This is a genomic window from Haloarcula sp. HT12 (assembly GCF_055271655.1).
The window spans coordinates 437368-455720 of sequence record NZ_JBUXKW010000003.1; the positions used below are offsets into that span (position 1 = coordinate 437368).

Genomic DNA, 18353 nt, shown 5'->3' on the forward strand with positions numbered 1-18353 from the left:
CCACAGAATCGGAGACATCAGTCGAGCGTCGCTTCGAGCCGGTCAACCAGATCGTCGTTCCCGAGGTACAGCGGCGTCCGTTCGTGGAGCTCGTCGGGTTCGATCTCAAGCAGCGATTGGTCACCGTCGGAGGACCGGCCCCCGGCCGATTCGAGGATGTAGGCCATCGGCTGTCCCTCGAACTGGATCCGGAGCTTCCCCTCTGGGCGGGACTCCAGTTCGGGGTACGAGAAGACACCGCCGTAGGTAAGCACCTGATTGATGTCCGCGACCATCGCCCCGCCGTAGCGGAGTTTCAGCTCGTGGCGGACTTCCTCGGCGTAGGACTCGAACTCGTCCGTCCAGGAGTCGACACCGCCGCCAAAGCCGAACACCGTGGGGTCTTCAGGGACAGTCACGTCGTCGTCGACGATCCGCTTGTCGCCGTCTTCGAGGATGTATTCGCGGACGCGGCCCTTCCGGGCAACGACCATCGAAGTGATCGGGCCGTAGATGACGAAGCCGGCGGCGAGCAGGTTGGTGCCGACCGTCGGTGGCCGTTCGCTGTACACGCCGAAAATCGTCCCCATCCCGCTGTTGGGTTCCAGGTTGCTCGACCCGTCGAGGGGGTCCATCGCGACGTGGAGGCGCCCGTCCGTCGATTTCACGTCCGCACGTTCTTCGCTGGCGTAGGTGGCGACCCCGTCGATATCCAGCAATCGCTGCTCGAACAGTTCGTCGGCGCGCAGGTCGGCCGCGAGCTGGTCGTCGCCGGTGGGGTTGACGGAGTTGCTCTGGCCACGGTAATCAGCGATGGCGCGGCGGACGTCCGGTGTCGTCGCGACGATGGTGTCGATGACTTCCGTAACGGTCTGCTCGGCTTCGGTGGTCGAGATGTCGAGTGACTTACTCATTTGTCAGATATGGGGTCTTGTCCGGACCGGGACTGGATCCGCGGAGACCAGTCGGGTCGTTCCTCCGAGCCTGCTGCCCGCAGGGTTTTTCATCACCAGTTCGTTCTCCGGCACACCATAAGTATCTTTTTGCTGACATTTACTACATTTCGAGTGAATATTCTGCGGGCGAGCATCTTTTGCCGCTAAGTGTGTGGGCGACTAACTCGGTGGAATTCGGCTCACTGCGACGGGGTGGTTCCGTCGGCAGACTTACACGACGGCCGGTCGAAGACGGAATTATGCACCTTGAAGCAGTCGACACCGTCGGCGTCGTCGGGGCCGGGACGATGGGCAACGGGATCGCCCAGGTCGCAGCGACGGCCGGCTACGACGTCGTCATGCGCGACGTGTCAGAAGAGTTGGTTGCCGCCGGGTTCGAGGACATCCGGGCGAGCTTCGAAAGCCTCGTTGCGCGCGAAACCGTGACAGAACAGGAAGCCGAAGCAGCCACGGCCCGTATCACCGGAACCACCGAGATGGACGACTTCGCGGATGCCGATCTCGTCGTCGAGGCCGTGACGGAGGACATGGACATCAAGCAGTCGGTGTTCGAGGAACTCGACGCCGTCTGTGGGCCGAACGCGGTGCTAGCCAGCAACACGAGCACGCTCTCGATTACGACCATCGCCAGCGCCACCGACCGACCCGAACAGGTGCTTGGTCTGCATTTCATGAACCCCGTGCCGGTGATGAAAGGCGTCGAACTCGTCGTCGGCGAGAAGACCACCGACGAGACAGTGACGCTGGGTCGGGAGTTCGCCCACGACATCGGGAAGGAGACCTGGGAGGCCGACGACAAGCCCGGCTTCGTTGTCAACCGCGTGCTGATGCCCTGGATCAACGAGGGCATCCGGGCCTACGACGAGGGCGTCGCCGACAAGGCCGACATCGACCGCGGGCTGACGCTCGGAACGAACGTCCCGATGGGCCCGCTCGAACTGGCCGATCACATCGGTCTCGACGTTGTACTGGACGCCTCGGAGACGCTGTACGAGGAACTGGGCGACCGTTACAAGCCCGCATACCTGCTCAAACGGAAGGTCGCAGCCGGTGACCTCGGCAAGAAGTCGGGTCGTGGCTTCTACGACTACGACTGACCCGCGTTCGGTGGCGGCCGGCGACGGGAGCGGGTCGAGTACGATACCCAGCAACGGGCCGGGCGTTGGCCAACAGTAAAGACCCAACCAGCGTTAGAATCTGTCATGGACTTTAGCCCCACACAGGAACAACGCCAGATACAGGACATGGTCGCGGAGTTCGTCGACGAAGAGGTCAAGCCCCGGGCGGCGGAGATCGACGAAACCGATGAGTTCCCGTGGGATCTCGTCGACGAGATGGCGGATCTGGGCCTAATGGGCATGCCGATTCCGGAAGAATACGGCGGGGCCGAACTGGACTACCACAGCTACGCGATGGCGCTGGAAGAGATTTCCCGCGGCAGCGGCGGGCTCGGAACAATCGTCGCCGCACACATCTCGCTGGCCTGTAACATGATCTACGAGTTCGGCGACGAGGCACAGAAAGAGACCTACCTCACGCCGCTGGCCGAGGGCGAGGAGATCGGCGCGTTCGCGCTCTCGGAAGCCGGTGCAGGCAGCGACGTGCCGGCGATGGACACCACCGCCGAACCGATAGAGGGCGGGGACGCCTACCTGGTCAACGGCGGCAAGCTCTGGATCTCGAACGGGTCCGTCGCCGATACCGTCGTCCTGTTCGCCAAGACCGACCCCGAGGCCGGCAACAAGGGCATCTCGTCGTTCATCGTTCGCCCCGAGGAGGACGACGGTTTCATCGTCGAGGGCACGGAGCACAAACTCGGCGACAAGGGGTGTCCGACCGCCGAACTGCGGTTCGACGACATGCGTCTCCCCGCGGACCGCCGACTCGGTGAGGAGGGCCGCGGGTTCGTCCACGCGCTCAAGACGCTCAACGGCGGCCGCATCACCATCGCGGCCCGCGGCGTCGGTATCGCTCAGGCCGCACTGGACGAGGCGCTGCGCTACGCCCAGGACCGTGAGCAGTTCGATCAGCCTATCAGCGATTTCCAGGCGATCCAGCACAAGCTCGCCGATATGGACACGAAAACGCAGGCCGCCCGCCTGCTGATGCACCAGGCGGCCGACAAGAAGATGGCCGGCGAGTCCTTCGTCAAGGAGGCCGCCCAGGCCAAGCTGTACGCCTCCGAGGTCTCCCGTGAAGTGGCGAACGAAGGGATTCAGGTCCACGGCGGCTACGGCTACACGAAGGACTTCCCGGCCGAGCGGTTCTACCGTGACGCCAAACTCAACGAGATCTACGAGGGGACCAGCGAGGTACTGCGCAACACTATCGCGAGTGAACTACTCGATTAGGGGAACGAAAGCAGCCCTTCGACGACGATCGCACGCGTGAAGTAGAACCGCTTCCCGTCCGCACGGTAGCGGTTCGCGCTGATGGTCCCCAGCGCCAGGAGTACCGCCACGCCGACGGTCCCGGCGAGCATCCCGACGAGTGTCGATGGCTGCTTGGCCGCCCGTGCGAAGACGAGCGTCGCCACGCTGGCGAGGGCCGCGAACGGGAGGGCATCGAGGCCCGCCAGGAGGAGTGACCGAGACAGGGACATATTTTATTCTGTACAGTCACCAAGTAAAAAGATGTCGTCACCGCCGGGGGGGGCGGCGTCGCCACTCGCGGTTTAGTCGTCCTCGCCGAGCGCCTCGCGCATCCACTCGAACTGGTCTCGAAGCCGTTGTTCGCCGGCGTCTGTCAGCGAGTATTTGTCGGCGATGCCGTCCTCACGATGGGAGACGAACCCGGCCGATTCCAGCGCGTCGAGCGCCCCGTAGAAGCTCTTCGGTTCGATTCGCGTATCGTACCGGCGTTCGAGCCGCGTCTTCAGCCGCTGGCCGGAGAGTTCGCCGTCCTCGGCGGCGGCCAACAGGACGCACATGTCGCGTCGACGGCCGCTCTGGAGCCACTTCGCCATAGCTTTGCAGTGGGAGTCGTCTCGTTTCGCGTTTCCGGTTTCGGACGGACCGTCAGGTTCGCATACCCCCACTCCCTAGAGCCGCCGATGACCGACTCCGAACTCCCCGTCGAGGCGTCGGCCGACGGAATCACGGCCACCTATCGAGAGACGGACGAGGAACGGCTGCTGACGTTCGAAAGCGACACCGGGAGCGCCGCGGTCGCCCAGAACATCGAGGGGTACGCGATGTTGAAGGTCCGGCCGACCGCCGACGGCGACGAACTGGAGCGGTACTACGGCTTTGACATGGCGCTCGACCACGCGGCAGAGTTACTGGGCGTCTCCCCGAACGTGCTTCCGGTACCCGATGCTGCGGCTGATATGGGGATGTAACCACCAGTCGCCGGCAAACGAGTGTTGATTGTCAAACAAATCCTGTTTTGTCAAGTACTATTTATGTAATCTTCGTGGATCTTATCCTCGACCGGCGAGAGATATCGAATGAGAACCATGAATTTTCACGGGTATTAGCGTCGTCTGTTACTATATACCGTTTCAAACAATGACATTTGCTATATATAAGTACGTAGTATATAATGAAATAGTATAAAATATTTTAAAATACCCCTTCCTTGTCGAGTCTGCATGGTCGACTTTACTCGACGACAGGTACTATCGCAGTCGGTGGCAGCTGCTCTTGGGGCAAGCGTCATCGGCGTGGCAAGCGGCGAAGAGGTCGACGAATCCGACACACCCGGCGCACCGAGCGTCAAAGGGGAACTCAAGCGGTTCTCCACGACGGCCTTCGGGGCCGAGGTGACGGGGCCGTTCGTATTTCAGGACGGGTCGCTGCTGTACAGCCTCCAGCATCCCGAGGGGGCGAACCCGGAACCGTTCGGGACTGCCGGTATCGGCTACTTCAGCGGCTTCCAGTTCGAACTCGACGGGTCCAACGACGACTTCGATGAGCTGTCGACACCACAGACCGAAGAAGAACAGCGCCGGGTCCGCTCGGGCAACGGCGAGTACACCATCTTCGCACAGGCTCGCGACGAGATCAACGGGGGCGAGGAACGCCTGGGTGTCACGCAGACACCGGACGGCACGGACATCACGCTGGACAATTTCGAGGGGACACAGTACGGTGCCGCCGCGTCGAACCCCGACTGTAATCAGTTCATCCCGACGAACGACGAGGGGACCGAGGGCTACCTGTTCACCAACTGGGAGAACAGCCCGGGTAACGTCAGCCGGATCCCGCTCAGCCAGACGGAGGGCGGCGAGTGGGAGGCCGACCTCGAAAACGCGATCAACCTGGCGAACACGGAGCCGCTCCGCGAACTCGGCGGCACGCGGATCAACTGCTACGGCGACCTCAGCCCGTGGGGAACGATGATCTCCTCCGAGGAGAACTACGCCCACACGCGCGTTTCGCTGACCAACCAGGTCGGCGACATCGTCGACGCCGGCACCGGCAAGGGGCTCGTCGGCGGCTGTCAGTTCTGGAACCGGCCGAACCCGACCGGTATTCAAAGCGCCGTCGATGACTACTACGGCGACGAGTCCTGGAGCATCCAGGGGTACTGGGCGCTGGACGGCGTGGAGTTCCTCGCGTACTATCTCGGTGCCGAGCAGGCGGACCAGACCGACTACATCAACACCATCGAGCCGATCACCGACGTGTACCCGAACCCGTACCGCCACGGCTACCACGTCGACTTCCGCGAGCCGACGGCCGACCCGCCACAGCCGATCAAGTACTACGTGATGGGGCGGACCTCGTGGGAAGCGCCGAACATCCAGGCCGACGAGCGGACCGTTTACGGCTGTTCCGACGGCGACAGCAAGGGCATCTACAAGTTCGTCGCCGACGAGCCGATTCCCAGCTACGAGGACCCGATGGACGTGTCGGGCACGCTGTACGCGCCCAAGATCACGAATCCGCAGGCCAACGCCTCGACGGTCGGGACGCGGAAATCCCCGGCGGAGTACCCGCTCGAAATCGAGTGGATGCCCCTCGGTTCCGCAAGCAACGCGGAAATCGAGGCGTGGATCGCCGAGTACGACGACATCACACAGGCCGATTACCTCGAAACCCACGCCGAAACCGACTGGGAGGAGGACCTCGAAGCGGCCCTGGAAGAAGCCGACCGGGCCGTCGTCGAGAACGGCAACCAGAACTACATCAGCAACGAGGAAATCGTCGAATGGGCCGACCAGTACTACTCCGAAGGCCCGGACGGCGTCGACGAAGACCTCCGCCGCGTCCCGTTCCTCGAAACCCGCGCCGCGGCGAAGGAAATCGGCGCATCCATCGAGTTCAACAAGGCCGAGGGCGTCGACAGCAGGGACGGCGCTGGACCGGGCGATCCGGTCTATTTCGGCATCTCCGAGTTCAACGACGACCTCGCCGACGACACCGGCGACATCCAGATGGACCGCGTCGACGGCGGCATCGTCTACCGCGGCGAACTGGAGGAGGACTACAACATCTCGACGCTCGAACCCGTCATCGTCGGTCCGGACTTCACAGACGAACCCGAAGACGCCGACGACGCGCTCCGGAACGTCGACAACGTCTACGTGATGGACGACGGCCGCGTGCTCTGCTGTGAGGACGGCTTCGGCGGCCCGGCACGGTCTTACCCCAACGACGGCCTCTACGTCTACGAACCGCCGGAGTCCGAAGATGACGAGGAGGAGACCGAGGACGGGACGGAGGGCGAAGACGACGAAACCGAAGACGGCAACGACGGCACTGAAGAGGACACCGACGAAACCGAAGACGGCAACGACGGCACTGAAGAAGACACCGACGAGACTGAGGACGGCAACGGCGAGACCGAGACGCCCGGAAACAGTACTGACGCGCCCGACAACGGTACCGGCTTGCCCGGCAATAGTAACGGGAACAGCAACGGAAACAGCACCAGCAACGGAAACAGCACCAGCAACGGAAACAGCACCAGCGACGGCAACACCACCAGTAGCTAGCGAGGCCAGTCGCCGACTCAGCACTGCTCGGACGGACACGGACACATATCTTTCCAGCCCACCGAAGACATGGCTCAGACCGAAAATTCGAACACTGTAACTGATTCAGAGGCGTATCGAGAGTATATCCTCGGCGTGCGTATCGTCGAGCGGACTACAGCCGACGGCGAGGTCCGGTATCGCTTCGAGGCCCCGAACCACCAGGGCGTCGAGTTCGCCGACCCCGACACGGCGACGCTGTATGCCGACGTGTACTTCGACGTGAACGGCTTCCAGGAAGCCGGGACCGGCGAGCGCGGCGTGCCGCCGACGGTTATCCAGGCCGGCCGTGACACGCTCGTCGCCTACTTCCTCACGCAGGACGGCGTCGACGTCCACTGGGCGGCGTCGTTCTACGGCGAGAAACCGGAGAAGATCGAGCGGTACGCCTCACGCGTCCGCAAGCGGTCGAAGAAGATCCGCGACGGGGCGAAGGAGCAGGGCCACGCCTGAGGCGTAGTGAACGGCTACTCCCGGCCGAACAGTCGCTCCCGGAGGGAGCGCGACGACGGCCGTTCGGTCAGCAAGACCGGCGTATCGAGCGTTTCGATGACATCGAACACGAGCGAGCCGCGGACGATACGCGACAGCAGCCCGCGCTCCGTCGCGCCGACGATGACCAGGCTGTAGTCGCGGCCGACCCGCTCGATTGTCTCCTCGACATCACCCGTTTCGATATGGATATCCGCGGTGGACAGGTCGTGCTCCGCCGCCCACTCGCGCATGAACTCACGGCCGCTCTCTTCACCGCCGGAGTCGACAACGTGAAGCAGTGAGACAGCTGCGTCGACAGTTTCCTGAAGGGCACTGGCGACCTCCGCCGAGAGGTCCGACGAGAGACCGCCGGCGGTCGGAACCAGAACGTCACTGATGTCCAGATCCTGCCCGTCCAGCACGAGGAAGTCACACGGGAGGTCGTGCGCCAGTTCGTCCAGCGTGCCCTCGGCGCGGCCGCCAGCGAACCGGGTCCCGCCGTAGCCCATCACGACGGTGTCGGCGTCGTTCGTCCGGGCCGCGTCGAACACTTCCTCGATGCCGCGGTGTGAGAGAATCGTCTTCGTCTCGATCGGCACGTCGAACGCCTCCGCGTCGGCCTTCGCAGCATCTAGCAGGCTCTCGGAGGTCGCGTCTATCTGGTTCCTGTTCGCAGCGGCGGTTTCGAGCGCGGTCTGATCGGGCACCGTCGCGATGTGGGTCGCGAGCACCTGCCCGCCCTTGTGTTTCGCCAGCGCGCCCGCGAGGGTGATGAGTGCGCTCTCGGTGCGGGGGTTCGCGAGGGCGACCATGATCGTCGGGCCGCCGCTGCCGTTCGGTGCGACCGCGTCGGCCGCGTTCACCACCTGGTCCGGCAGTTGCTCCTCCCGGTTGCTGATGTAGTCGGAGAGCACGCCCTCTTGGGTGGTTTGGCCGCGCGCGTAGACGAAGTACCACACGACCGCGGCGAGCACGAAGCCGGCCGACAGCGCGATCTCGATGCGATCCATGAACGCGACGAGGCCGAGCGACAGCACTGCGCCGAGTATCGGCGTGATGGGGTACAGCGGCACCCTGAAATCGGGGTCGTACTCCGGCACGTCGGCCTCGCGGAAGACGATGAGCCCCACGTTCATCAGGGCATAGACGATGAGGTGGAGGACGCTGGCCGCCTTCGCAAGCACCTCGATGTCACGGCCGAGGAACGCGATGAACACGATGATGAGGCCGCCGGTGACCAGAATCGAGCGATAGGGGGTGGCGTAGTTCGGATGGATCTCGTTGAGCCAGTTCGTGACGATCTTGTCCCGCCCCATTGCGAAGTTGATGCGGGCCGAGGCGAGAATCGACGCGTTCGCGGAGGAGGCCGTCGCCAGCAGCGCACCGACGGTCATTATCGCTGCTGCACCGGCGGCCACGCCGCTGATCGGGCCGATGGATGCCGGGAACGCGACCTGTGCGGCCTGTGCGACCGGTGCGTCCTGACTGAGGTCGGGCCACGGGACGACGCCGAGCATCGTCGTCACGAGGATGGCGTAGATGACGGTGACGATACCGACGCTGCCGATGATTGCAATCGGGAGGTTTCGACCCGGGTTCTTCAGCTCCTCGGCGACGGTCGCGATCTTCGCGTAGCCGAGGAAGGAGACGAACACCAGCGCCGTCGCCGGGAGGATCGCACCGGTGCCGAACGGAGCCAGGCCGTCCTCCCCGGCGAGCGTGGCGTAGTCGAACGAGAAGAAGCCGGCAACGGCGAAGACCGTCAGAATCGAGAGCAGGATGAAGACGATGACTGTCTGGACGCCGCCGGTCTCTTTGGCCCCGATGTAGTTGACAGCGACGAATATCGCCCCGGCGATGAGCGCCCCGAGTTGAATAGGGTTGAGAAATGCCACTTCCGGCAACGGGAGGAAGACGGTGAGATACTGGCCGAAGCCGATACAGTAGAACGCCGAGGCGAAGGCCAGCCCCATCCAGTCGCCCATCCCGGCTATCGAGCCGAACATGGGTCCGAGGGACTTGTTGATGTAGTAGTACCCACCGCCAGCTTTCGGCATCGCCGTCCCGAGTTCCGAGACCGAGAGCGCGTTCACCATCGCGATGAGCCCGCCGGCGACGAACGAGACGACGACGACCGGTCCGGCCGCGTTCGCGGCGACGCCCGGGAGGACGAAGATACCGGCGCCGATCATCGTCCCGATACCGATGGTCATCGCCGACACGAGCCCGAGGTCTTTCGCCAGTTCGTCGTCGCTCATTCGTCCGTTTCTACCCGCGGGAGTGCGATTACCGGAACCGCTGCCTGTGTGACGAGTTTCAGCGAGAGGTCACCGGTAAGGAACTGCATTATACGGCCACCGCCACGCGAGCGGTAGGCGATAGCGCTCGCGTCGACCTCGTCGGCGGACTCGAAGATGGCCTCGACGATATCTCGCCTGTAGGCGGTGTGAGTGTCAGCGTCGGGGAACACGGTTCGCACGGCCGAATAGGACTCCTCGGCCAGTTCCTCCGACTGTTCGACAGGTGTCTTGTCCGGCACACCCTCACCTTTTTCCACGACATGCAGTGCAGTCACGTGGTCCGGATCGTACGGCTCCAGCGCGGTTGCCGTCGCCAGTGCGTCGTCCTCGTTGGCGACCGGGACGAGGACGTGCCCGAGGAGGGGGTCGTGCCCACCGCTTTCGTTACTTCCCATATCACGCCCGAGTAGGTTGAAGGGTAAGAATGTATCTACTAACGTCCGAAATCATCATCCTATTTAAATACGAATGTTCTGAATCGGAAACTTTCCGCAGAAAATAGCGAAAGACAGGAACACGCCGGTCGGATGGGCCGTCTCTGGGCCCTCTGTGAGAAACCCACTTCCCACTCCCGGCCGAAGGGATAGCTATGCAACCTCCGGAGTGCCGGCAATGTACGTAGTGATAGTCGGTGCCGGCACGGTCGGGTCGGCTATCGCCGAAAGTATCGCCGACACCCACGACGTTGCGGTCGTCGATACCGACGGAGACCTGATAGAGCGTCTGCTGTACGACATGGACATCCTCGGCGTCACGGGTGATGGGGCCGACATCGAGACGCTGCGAGAGGCCGGTATCAGGAAAGCAGACCTCGTCATCGCCAGCACGGACGACGACGAGACCAATCTCGTCGTCTGCGGGACCGTTCGGACCGTCAGCGACGCGTTCACTATCGCCCGGGTAAAGCGAAACCTCTACCGCACGACCTGGGAAGCGTCGGCCGGCGCGTTCGGCGTCGATTACATGGTCGCGACGAACCTGTTGACGGCGGAGAACATCGCCCGCATCGTGGGGCTCCCCTCGGCACAGGACGTCGAGACGTTTGCCGGTGGACTCGTCCAGATGGCCGAGTTCGAGATCAGCCCGGAGAGCCCGGTCGCCGACCAGACCGTCGAGGCGGCCGACCGCTACGACTCACTCACCTTCGCGGCCGTGTTGCGCGAGGATGCGGTCGTCATCCCTCGTGGCGACACCGTCCTGCGAGCCGGTGACGACCTCGTCGTCATCGGCAGTCCCGACAGCGTCAGGACCTTCGCCCACGAAGTGGCGCCCGATGTCGAGGCCGCGACGGACATCATCGTCATCGGCGGGACCGATGTCGGTTACCACACCGCCAGACTCCTGCAAGAACGGGGGCTGAAACCCCGGCTGGTGGAGGCGGATTCCGACCGCGCCCGCGAACTCGCCGAGGCGCTTCCGGGGACGGTGGTATTGAACGGCGACGCCACCGACAACAGCTTTCTGGAACGCGAACACGTCGGCAACGCTGACGTCCTCATCGCGACGCTGGAAAGCGACGAACAGAACCTGCTAGTGACGCTGCTTGCAGACCGCCTCGGGACGCCACGCACTGTCGCAGTCGTCAACTCTGTCGAGTACAGCAAGCTCTTCGAAACGGTCGGGGTCGACGTCGCCATCAATCCCCGCGAGGCGACCGCCGAGGAACTCACTCGGTTCACCCGCGAGCACCAGGCCGAAGGCGTCGCGATAATCGAAAACGACCGGGCCGAGGTGCTAGAGGTAGAGGTCGACGGCGACAGCGTCCTCCTCGACCGACCCATCAGCGAGTCGATGCGGGACTTCCCCGACGGCGTCGTCATCGGTGCGATAACACGCGACGGCGCGTACGTGATTCCACGCGGCGATACCGTCGTCAAGCGGGGCGACCACGTCGTCGTGTTCGTGGACGCTGCCTGTCTCGCCGAGGCCACCGAGAAACTCTGATAGTAATTATTGCGAGTCAGTACCGCATCGACCGCATGACAGCGTACGGTCGGAGCGGCAACCAGTCACAACAATCACTATGAGTCAGTAGCTTGTCCAGTTTCGTCATTGGGTGTCATCATCTAGTGTCCAGGCAGGAAGTATCGGAACGGGAGCTTTTTCCTGTCGGCAGTGACACCGTGAGGTAATGGTTGGTGGTCAGTGATGTCGGTCCGCGTCGACTGGCGACAGAGCGTTGCCTTCACCGGCACAGTACTCAAGTACCTGGCCGTGACGATGCTCATCCCGCTGGCTATCAGTCTCATCTACGGGGAGGATATCGTCACGTTTCTGGTCTCCATCGCGGTCACTGTGTCTATCGGGCTGGCGCTGGAACGACTCAGACCCGACCCCGATCTCGGCCCTCGTGAGGCGCTCCTGTTCGTCGGCCTCTCGTGGGGAGCCGTCGCAATTATCGGCGCGATACCCTACATTATCGCGGGCTGGGGGACCGAGTCAGCGCTGGCCCATCCCGTGAACGCGCTGTTCGAGTCGATGTCGGGCTTCACGACGACCGGGGCGACTGTCACCGAGGAGATCTCCTTCGACCGGCACTCCCACGCGCTGTTGATGTGGCGACAGCTCACTCAGTGGCTGGGTGGGATGGGTATCATCGTCCTGATGGTCGCCATCCTCCCCGAAGCAGCGGTTAACGGGGCGCAGTTGATCGAATCGGAAGCGCCCGGCCCGGAGCTCCAGAAGCTGACCCCGAAGATAGCCGAGACCGCACGGCTCCTCTGGCTGTTCTATCTGGGCTTCACTGTCCTGTATGTCCTCATTCTGCTCGGCCTGCATTATACGGGCTACGCACCGAACATGAACGCCTACAACGCTATTGCCCACGGCTTCACGACGTTGCCGACCGGGGGGTTCTCCCCACAGGCTGACAGCATTGCCGCGTTCTCACCGGCCGTGCAGTGGGTCGTCATCCCGTTCATGCTCATCGCCGGGATGAACTTCGGGCTGTTTTACCTCCTGTTGCAGGACGACTACGCCGCCTTCCTGCAGGACCGCGAGCTCCAGGCGTACCTCGGCGCGAACGCCGGCGTGGCGGTCATTCTCTGGGGGCTCCTCTTTACCGGATCCGCTCCACCGCTTGAACTCGGCGGCGTCACGCAGGGTGCACTGGAGAACTCCCTTCGGCAGGCGACCTTCCAGGTCGCGTCGTTGCTGAACTCGACCGGGTACGCGACGAGTAACTTCGCCGACTGGGGCAACACTGCGAAGGGCGTCCTGTTGTTCGCGATGTTCATTGGCGGCTCCGCCGGGTCGACCGGCGGCGGTGTCAAGATCGTCCGATGGCTCGTCGTGTTCAAAAGTATCCGCCGGCAACTGTTCACCACAGCGCACCCCAGCGCCGTCAAGCCGGTTCGGCTCGGCGGCCAGGTCATTGATGAGGACGTTGTCAACGCGATATACGGGTTCACGCTGCTGTACCTGCTCACGTTCGGTTTCGCGACGGTGCTGCTACTCCTTGATGCGGGTCGTGTTGGACTCGAGCTGACTGTCTTCGAAGCGATCAGTGCGAGCCTGGCGACAATTGGCAACATCGGCCCCGGATTCGGGTTCTTGGGACCGTTCGGGAGCTACCTCGATTTCCCGGAGACCAGCAAAGCGCTGATGATTTTCCTCATGTGGATCGGCCGGCTGGAGATCATCCCGGTGTTCGTGATATTCACCGGCGCGTTCTGGAACGAGTGACACCGGAACTCGTTTCCTTCGGAACGCCTCTTCCATCCTGTCTGGCGGATTAATTATATGCTGTCCTGACGAACGTCTCGGCATGACCAGTCCTTCGGACGAGCCGACGCCGCCTGCGGGGGTCCCAGCGGAACTGGCTACGGACCTATCACAGCGGACTCCTGAAGAGCTCCGTAACGCGATCATCTACGCGCAGGAACTGCTGCAGTTCCACGACGAGACGGTCTCGCCGGTAGAGCCCGGGTCCAACGAGGAGATTCTCCGAGCGACCAAACGCGACGGCTACACTGAGGTCGTGAAGCGGACGACTTGCACCGAGGGCTGTGACGACTGTCCACACGGCCCGTATCTCTACCATGTCAAAGAGGAATCCCGGCCAGAGGGCGGGAAGCGGGCACGCTGGGTGTTCCTCGGGGACGTGTATTCTGACGAAGAGTGAGAAAAACGGGGCGAACGCGCAACTACGGGTCCAGACCGTACAGCCCGGCGCGGACGAACACGAGTATCGGGATGATCTCCAGGCGGCCGACCCACATGTTGAGGACGAACATCCCCTCCGCGAGCGGGGACATCGACGGGCCGGTTATGCCCGAGGAGAGGCCGACGTTCCCCTGCGCGCTGGCGACCTCGAACAGGGCATCGGCGTACCCGAACTCCGGACCCGCGACGTTGATGAGCACGACGCTGCTGGTGAGGAGAATGATGAGCCACAGCAGCGTGACGATGGCCGCTTCGCTGAACTCCCGCTCCATCGCCCCGCGGTCCAGTGTTCGGTCACCGATACGAGCCGTGATCACTGCGTTCTTCGGAAGAAACACCCGCGAGAACTGCCAGATGATCCCGCGAGCGATGGTGTAGCCACGGATGATTTTGATGCCACCGACGGTCGACCCGGCAGCGCCGCCGAGTACCATCGCACCGACGACGAGCACCTTACTGCCGGCGAGCCAGCGACCGATCGGCGCTGACTGGAACCCAGTACAGCTCAGGGCGCTGATCCACTGGAACGTCGAGTCCCGGACCGCATCGAGCTGTGCGGCATCGAGCATCGGCACCGAGAACGGCAAGAACGACTGGGTGGCAAACGCGCCGGTCGTCGCGGGCACGGCCCACACGTTCTGGGCTGAGAGGCCGACGACGCCGAGCGCAAGCAGGATGAACAGCCAGCGTGTCTGCAGATCAGAGACCAGTTTTTGCAGCGTCCTGTCGTGCAGGACGACGTAGTGGACCGGGAACGCGATAGCGCCCAGAATCATGATCGGCAGCAGGACGGCCTCGACGAGCGGCGAGTTGTACGTCGCAATCGAGTTGTCCGTGACCGAGAACCCGCCGGTCGTGAGTCCGGTCATGGCGTGGTTGAGCGCCTGCCAGGCGACCTCCCACACCGGGAGCGATTCGGCGTACTCGCTGTCGCTAGCGAGGATAGCTCCGAAAAGCAACGCGAACGAGAGAGCCGTGTAGCCGACGACGAGCTTCCAGACCGTTCGGACGGTGGAGACGACGCTCGGATGGATCTTCTCCTCGCGGGCCTCGCTCTGATAAAGCGCGTAACTGCCGCTCCCGGGCCGTGAGAGGATCGAGACGGTCAGGACGATGACGCCGACGCCGCCGACGTACTGGATGAACGACCGCCACCACTGGACCGCGCGGGGCAGCGAAGGCTCGTGGATCGCCATCGTCAGGCCGCTCCCGGTCCACCCGCTCATGCTCTCGAAGAAGGCGTGGAGGGGGTTCCGAAAGTACGCCAGACTGGAGAGCGTCGTCGTGCCGCCGACCCTGATCGGCTCCCACGCACTCGTATCAGCGCCGGCCGGGACGAACGTATCCATGACGGCGGGAGGCGTGACCCAGGCGCTCAACAGGAACGGGAGCGCGCCGAACGTGGCGACCATCAGCCAACCGCCGGCGGCAATGACCATGCCGTGTTTCATCTCCGGGGTCGGCGCGTCCGCGAACCCCCGATGTGCGAGCCCACCGACGGCAGCAGTCACCCCGGCCGCGGTGAAGAACCCGAGAGCGGCGTAGAACTCCCGAAAGCCGAGCGCGATGACGGTTGTGATTGTCATGAGCCCGGCCTCCATCAGCAGGAGCGACCCGATATCCCTGGTGATGATTTTCAGGTCTGTCGGGAACAGTCCCCCGTTCCGTCGTGACATCTTAGTTATGATCCTCGGCGTGGCCGAAAATATCGGTTACCTCCGGCGTCGCCCCCTCGCCCGAGTAGACCGTTAGCAGGTCGTCGGGCTCGATACGTGTATTGCCGCGGGGGGTTATCGGGTCGCCCTCGCCGTTGCGCTCGATGGCCACGATGAGCGTCTGCCCGCCGATGAGCCCCTCGCTGTTGGCCTCCTGCAGCGTTTTGCCCCCAATTGGCGCACCCGGCGTAACCGTTATTTCGAACACTTCCGCCTGGTCGCCGATACGCATGAAATCGACGATAGACGGCCGCTTGACGGCCCGGTAGAGGTACTCGGCGATGAGCCGCTGTGGGTTCTGCATCGTGTTGACTCCGATCTGGCGGAACACGTTCATGTGCTCGGGGTTGTGGACGACCGAGACGATATCAGGGACTTCCAACTCCTGTGCCAGCAGACAGACCATGATGTTCGTCGCGTCCTGGTCGGTCGTCGAGATGAGGGCGTCAGCACGGTCCGCGCCGGCGTCCTGTAGCGTGTCTTTCGATGTCGCATCGTCGTTGATAACGAGACAGTCGTACTGTCTCGACGCCCGCTCTGCGCGGTCCTCGTTGCGTTCGATGACGACCACCTCGTTGCCCCCTGCCGTCGCAATCTCCAGCAGCGGCGAGCCGATATCACCGGCACCGACGATGACCAGATACATTTTTGCCAACGTACCGGACCGATTGTTGAAAGGCTACCGTTCTCAGTCGCGAGCGGAATACCGCGGCCAGTCGGCCTATCGGTGCCCAAACCACTATACTGTCCGCGGCTGACAGTCCTGGTATGGCACAGATCACTGCACAGTTCGACCATCCGGCCTGGCTGACGGCCGCCGGGACGCTCGCCGGCTACGGCCTCATCCTCCTGTTCATGTTCCTGCTGCTGTTCGTCGTGCCGTATCTCCTCTTCCCGGCCTGAACCGGGCCAGTACTGCGGCGGCTACTCATATCTCGAATCGATGAGAAACCCGAGCGAGATGAGTCCACAGACCATCGAGAGGAAGCCGACGGTGACGAGTCCGAACGGCGGGTCGTCTCCGGGGTACGTCGCGAGCCGACCGAAGGCTCCAACGGTGATGGTCCACAGCCCGACGGTCAATATGAGGTCGGCGTACGCGTTCCAGGCGTCTTCGACCGCGGGTTCGACACGAGCGAGCCACCACCCGGGCGTGTCATCCTGGGACGACGACCCGCGGCCCAGAAGCTGTCGAAGCGCGGGCCGGCCGCCAGCAGCGACGAGCGCAGCCGTCGAGAACACCCCAACACCCGCGAGGACGGACGCTGGAACAGTCCGGAGCCGTAGCAGCAGAAACAGCGCGACATATCCCAGGACGGCGATACCCGCCGCGAGTCCCCGCAAGGCATCCGTAACAGTCATTCCTCGCGTAGCGACCTCGTTCGTACCAGTCGGTACAGCGTCGTCGGGCTTAATTGGTCCACAAATACCTCGCTGGAGTAGGACACAATCGCCGCGCTGGAGTGGGGTACAATCGCCACGCTGGAGTGGGACACAATCAATGCGACTACCGCGGTGAACGCGGCCACAGGGGTATCGCAGTTAGTAAATAGGTCCGCGAGGGAGTACACGTCGATGGAAGGGAAGGCAGCAGCGCCCGCAGCAGGGACGGTTCTCAACGCACTCTCGACCGGCCGCGGTGCGGCGTTTGCTATCGACGAGTACACGACAGCCACCGTCGAGCTCTCGACCGAGACCGACAGCGTCACCGGGGAGGTCGCTGACGCGCCGGACGCCGACACGCGGCTCATCGAACGCTGTGTCGAGTACGTCGTCGACGCCCACGGCGGCCCACAGAACGTGGGCGTCCCGGCGGTCTCCGGTGGCACTGTCCGCACCGAGAGCGAGGTCCCGATGGCCTCGGGACTCAAAAGCTCCAGCGCGGCCGCAAACGCGACCGTCATGGCGACGCTCGATGCGCTCGATGCGACCGAGCGGATGAGCCGCGAGGACATGGCCCGCCTCGGCGTCATGGCCGCCCGCGACGTGGGCGTCACCGTCACCGGGGCCTTCGATGACGCGTCGGCGTCGATGCTCGGCGGCGTCACCGTCACCGACAACGAGGACGACGCGGTCCTGGCCCGCGAGGAAATCGACTGGGACGTGCTCGTCTGGACGCCGCCGGAACAGTCGTTCAGCGCCGACGCCGACGTCGAGCGATGCCGACAGATCGCACCGATGGCTCGCCTCGTCGAGGACCTCGCGCTCGACGGCGACTATCAGCGGGCGATGACGGTCAACGGCCTCGCGTTCTCGGCCGCGCTGGATTTCGAGACGGACCCCGTACTCGATGCGCTCCAGCACGTCGAGGGTGTCTCGCTGTCCGGGACGGGGCCGTCCTTTACCGCCGTCGGCGAGCACGCAGCACTGGAAGCCGTACAGGACGCCTGGGACGAGCGACCCGGAGAGACATGGCTGACGACGACACAGACCGAGGGAACACACACAGTATGAGCACGAACCCGAACCCAGAGGACATGTCGCTTGACGAACTGCGCGACGAGATCCGAACTATCGACCGCGAGATCGTCGAGAAGATCGCACAGCGAACCTACGTGGCCGACACCATCGCACAGGTCAAAGACGAGAAAGGCCTGCCCACCACTGACGAACAGCAGGAACAGGCCGTCATGGACCGCGCCGGTGACAACGCCGAACAGTTCGACGTCGACGCGAACCTTGTGAAAGCAATCTTCCGGCTGCTGATCGAACTGAACAAGATAGAACAGAGGCATAATGCGGGAACCGACGGACGGGACGGGGATGACGAGTTCAACGAGTAGGC

At 63.4% G+C, this 18353-nt stretch carries 19 protein-coding genes; 11 read left to right on the forward strand and 8 right to left on the reverse strand.

From position 1 onward, the window contains the following. Window positions 1–17: 17 nt before the first annotated feature. Window positions 18–893 carry a class 1 fructose-bisphosphatase gene (locus ACY9XZ_RS11860; RefSeq protein ID WP_463457233.1) on the reverse strand — a complete coding sequence of 292 codons (876 nt, stop codon included), beginning with the start codon at window positions 891–893 and terminating at the stop codon, window positions 18–20. Between the two features lie 281 nt (window positions 894–1174). Between ACY9XZ_RS11860 and ACY9XZ_RS11865 the strand changes: the two genes are divergently transcribed. Together ACY9XZ_RS11865 and ACY9XZ_RS11870 are read left to right on the forward strand one after the other, a co-directional pair. After that, on the forward strand, window positions 1175–2032 hold the full coding sequence (locus tag ACY9XZ_RS11865; RefSeq protein WP_463457234.1) for a 3-hydroxyacyl-CoA dehydrogenase family protein: 858 nt from the start codon (window positions 1175–1177) through the stop codon (window positions 2030–2032). Between the two features lie 105 nt (window positions 2033–2137). Then, window positions 2138–3286: an acyl-CoA dehydrogenase gene (locus ACY9XZ_RS11870; RefSeq protein WP_463457235.1), complete on the forward strand. Its 1149-nt coding sequence runs from the start codon at window positions 2138–2140 to the stop codon at window positions 3284–3286. Here the strand turns inward: ACY9XZ_RS11870 and ACY9XZ_RS11875 are convergent. Beyond that, on the reverse strand, window positions 3283–3537 hold the full coding sequence (locus ACY9XZ_RS11875) for a hypothetical protein (RefSeq protein ID WP_463457236.1): 255 nt from the start codon (window positions 3535–3537) through the stop codon (window positions 3283–3285). The genes ACY9XZ_RS11870 and ACY9XZ_RS11875 overlap by 4 nt on opposite strands. Before the next feature lie 72 nt (window positions 3538–3609). Further along, the gene (locus ACY9XZ_RS11880) at window positions 3610–3900 is read right to left on the reverse strand and encodes a PadR family transcriptional regulator (protein WP_463457237.1); all 291 of its coding nucleotides are present in this window, start codon (window positions 3898–3900) and stop codon (window positions 3610–3612) included. Window positions 3901–3987: 87 nt separating this feature from the next. Between ACY9XZ_RS11880 and ACY9XZ_RS11885 the strand changes: the two genes are divergently transcribed. From ACY9XZ_RS11885 to ACY9XZ_RS11895, 3 genes are all read left to right on the forward strand, one after another. Next, window positions 3988–4275 (forward strand): DUF7111 family protein, encoded by a 288-nt coding sequence (locus ACY9XZ_RS11885; protein WP_463457238.1) that lies wholly within the window; start codon window positions 3988–3990, stop codon window positions 4273–4275. A 252-nt stretch (window positions 4276–4527) separates the two neighbouring features. Next, a complete protein-coding gene (locus ACY9XZ_RS11890; RefSeq protein WP_463457239.1) occupies window positions 4528–6876 on the forward strand; it encodes an alkaline phosphatase PhoX in 2349 nt (782 codons plus the stop codon). A gap of 69 nt (window positions 6877–6945) precedes the next feature. Continuing rightward, window positions 6946–7368, forward strand: coding sequence for a hypothetical protein (locus tag ACY9XZ_RS11895; RefSeq protein WP_463457240.1), 423 nt, complete (start codon window positions 6946–6948; stop codon window positions 7366–7368). Between the two features lie 14 nt (window positions 7369–7382). Here ACY9XZ_RS11895 and ACY9XZ_RS11900 read toward each other — a convergent pair whose 3' ends face one another. Together ACY9XZ_RS11900 and ACY9XZ_RS11905 are read right to left on the reverse strand one after the other, a co-directional pair. Then, complete coding sequence (locus ACY9XZ_RS11900; RefSeq protein WP_463457241.1) at window positions 7383–9647, reverse strand: amino acid permease; 2265 nt, start codon at window positions 9645–9647, stop codon at window positions 7383–7385. Continuing rightward, window positions 9644–10084, reverse strand: a complete 441-nt coding sequence (locus tag ACY9XZ_RS11905; protein WP_463457242.1) for a universal stress protein — start codon at window positions 10082–10084, stop codon at window positions 9644–9646. Before ACY9XZ_RS11905 ends, ACY9XZ_RS11900 begins: the two co-directional genes overlap by 4 nt. 217 nt (window positions 10085–10301) lie before the next feature. Here ACY9XZ_RS11905 and trkA point away from each other — a divergent pair, with 217 nt between their 5' ends. The 3 genes from trkA (at window position 10302) to ACY9XZ_RS11920 (ending at window position 13812) form a co-directional block, all read left to right on the forward strand. After that, a complete protein-coding gene (trkA, locus tag ACY9XZ_RS11910) occupies window positions 10302–11633 on the forward strand; it encodes a Trk system potassium transporter TrkA (protein ID WP_463457243.1) in 1332 nt (443 codons plus the stop codon). A 204-nt stretch (window positions 11634–11837) separates the two neighbouring features. Then, window positions 11838–13373 (forward strand): TrkH family potassium uptake protein, encoded by a 1536-nt coding sequence (locus ACY9XZ_RS11915; RefSeq protein WP_463457244.1) that lies wholly within the window; start codon window positions 11838–11840, stop codon window positions 13371–13373. An 82-nt stretch (window positions 13374–13455) separates the two neighbouring features. Further along, a complete protein-coding gene (locus tag ACY9XZ_RS11920) occupies window positions 13456–13812 on the forward strand; it encodes a hypothetical protein (protein WP_463457245.1) in 357 nt (118 codons plus the stop codon). A 22-nt stretch (window positions 13813–13834) separates the two neighbouring features. Here ACY9XZ_RS11920 and ACY9XZ_RS11925 read toward each other — a convergent pair whose 3' ends face one another. Together ACY9XZ_RS11925 and ACY9XZ_RS11930 are read right to left on the reverse strand one after the other, a co-directional pair. Further along, window positions 13835–15529 (reverse strand): potassium transporter TrkG, encoded by a 1695-nt coding sequence (locus tag ACY9XZ_RS11925; RefSeq protein ID WP_463457246.1) that lies wholly within the window; start codon window positions 15527–15529, stop codon window positions 13835–13837. Window position 15530: 1 nt separating this feature from the next. Continuing rightward, on the reverse strand, window positions 15531–16214 hold the full coding sequence (locus ACY9XZ_RS11930) for a potassium channel family protein (RefSeq protein ID WP_463457247.1): 684 nt from the start codon (window positions 16212–16214) through the stop codon (window positions 15531–15533). Between the two features lie 122 nt (window positions 16215–16336). On the opposite strand from ACY9XZ_RS11930, the gene ACY9XZ_RS11935 reads away from it, so the two are divergent. Continuing rightward, the gene (locus ACY9XZ_RS11935) at window positions 16337–16471 is read left to right on the forward strand and encodes a hypothetical protein (RefSeq protein ID WP_463457248.1); all 135 of its coding nucleotides are present in this window, start codon (window positions 16337–16339) and stop codon (window positions 16469–16471) included. A 21-nt stretch (window positions 16472–16492) separates the two neighbouring features. Here the strand turns inward: ACY9XZ_RS11935 and ACY9XZ_RS11940 are convergent, their stop codons facing one another. Next, complete coding sequence (locus ACY9XZ_RS11940; protein WP_463457249.1) at window positions 16493–16930, reverse strand: hypothetical protein; 438 nt, start codon at window positions 16928–16930, stop codon at window positions 16493–16495. Between the two features lie 213 nt (window positions 16931–17143). Here ACY9XZ_RS11940 and ACY9XZ_RS11945 point away from each other — a divergent pair, with 213 nt between their 5' ends. Together ACY9XZ_RS11945 and ACY9XZ_RS11950 are read left to right on the forward strand one after the other, a co-directional pair. Beyond that, window positions 17144–18022, forward strand: a complete 879-nt coding sequence (locus ACY9XZ_RS11945; protein ID WP_463457250.1) for a shikimate kinase — start codon at window positions 17144–17146, stop codon at window positions 18020–18022. Further along, on the forward strand, window positions 18019–18351 hold the full coding sequence (locus ACY9XZ_RS11950) for a chorismate mutase (RefSeq protein ID WP_463457251.1): 333 nt from the start codon (window positions 18019–18021) through the stop codon (window positions 18349–18351). The genes ACY9XZ_RS11945 and ACY9XZ_RS11950 overlap by 4 nt, the downstream gene beginning before the upstream one ends. Window positions 18352–18353: the final 2 nt, after the last annotated feature.

Bases quoted from the DNA above. Each gene is read 5' to 3' on its own strand.
- ACY9XZ_RS11880 (WP_463457237.1), bottom strand. From the start codon at position 3,900: ATGGCGAAGTGGCTCCAGAGCGGCCGTCGACGCGACATGTGCGTCCTG.
- ACY9XZ_RS11900 (WP_463457241.1), bottom strand. From the start codon at position 9,647: ATGAGCGACGACGAACTGGCGAAAGACCTCGGGCTCGTGTCGGCGATG.
- ACY9XZ_RS11915 (WP_463457244.1), top strand. From the start codon at position 11,838: ATGTCGGTCCGCGTCGACTGGCGACAGAGCGTTGCCTTCACCGGCACA.
- ACY9XZ_RS11885 (WP_463457238.1), top strand. From the start codon at position 3,988: ATGACCGACTCCGAACTCCCCGTCGAGGCGTCGGCCGACGGAATCACG.
- ACY9XZ_RS11905 (WP_463457242.1), bottom strand. From the start codon at position 10,084: ATGGGAAGTAACGAAAGCGGTGGGCACGACCCCCTCCTCGGGCACGTC.
- ACY9XZ_RS11930 (WP_463457247.1), bottom strand. From the start codon at position 16,214: ATGTATCTGGTCATCGTCGGTGCCGGTGATATCGGCTCGCCGCTGCTG.
- ACY9XZ_RS11895 (WP_463457240.1), top strand. From the start codon at position 6,946: ATGGCTCAGACCGAAAATTCGAACACTGTAACTGATTCAGAGGCGTAT.
- trkA (WP_463457243.1), top strand. From the start codon at position 10,302: ATGTACGTAGTGATAGTCGGTGCCGGCACGGTCGGGTCGGCTATCGCC.
- ACY9XZ_RS11860 (WP_463457233.1), bottom strand. From the start codon at position 893: ATGAGTAAGTCACTCGACATCTCGACCACCGAAGCCGAGCAGACCGTT.
- ACY9XZ_RS11875 (WP_463457236.1), bottom strand. From the start codon at position 3,537: ATGTCCCTGTCTCGGTCACTCCTCCTGGCGGGCCTCGATGCCCTCCCG.
- ACY9XZ_RS11870 (WP_463457235.1), top strand. From the start codon at position 2,138: ATGGACTTTAGCCCCACACAGGAACAACGCCAGATACAGGACATGGTC.
- ACY9XZ_RS11950 (WP_463457251.1), top strand. From the start codon at position 18,019: ATGAGCACGAACCCGAACCCAGAGGACATGTCGCTTGACGAACTGCGC.
- ACY9XZ_RS11945 (WP_463457250.1), top strand. From the start codon at position 17,144: ATGGAAGGGAAGGCAGCAGCGCCCGCAGCAGGGACGGTTCTCAACGCA.
- ACY9XZ_RS11865 (WP_463457234.1), top strand. From the start codon at position 1,175: ATGCACCTTGAAGCAGTCGACACCGTCGGCGTCGTCGGGGCCGGGACG.
- ACY9XZ_RS11890 (WP_463457239.1), top strand. From the start codon at position 4,528: ATGGTCGACTTTACTCGACGACAGGTACTATCGCAGTCGGTGGCAGCT.
- ACY9XZ_RS11920 (WP_463457245.1), top strand. From the start codon at position 13,456: ATGACCAGTCCTTCGGACGAGCCGACGCCGCCTGCGGGGGTCCCAGCG.
- ACY9XZ_RS11940 (WP_463457249.1), bottom strand. From the start codon at position 16,930: ATGACTGTTACGGATGCCTTGCGGGGACTCGCGGCGGGTATCGCCGTC.
- ACY9XZ_RS11935 (WP_463457248.1), top strand. From the start codon at position 16,337: ATGGCACAGATCACTGCACAGTTCGACCATCCGGCCTGGCTGACGGCC.
- ACY9XZ_RS11925 (WP_463457246.1), bottom strand. From the start codon at position 15,529: ATGTCACGACGGAACGGGGGACTGTTCCCGACAGACCTGAAAATCATC.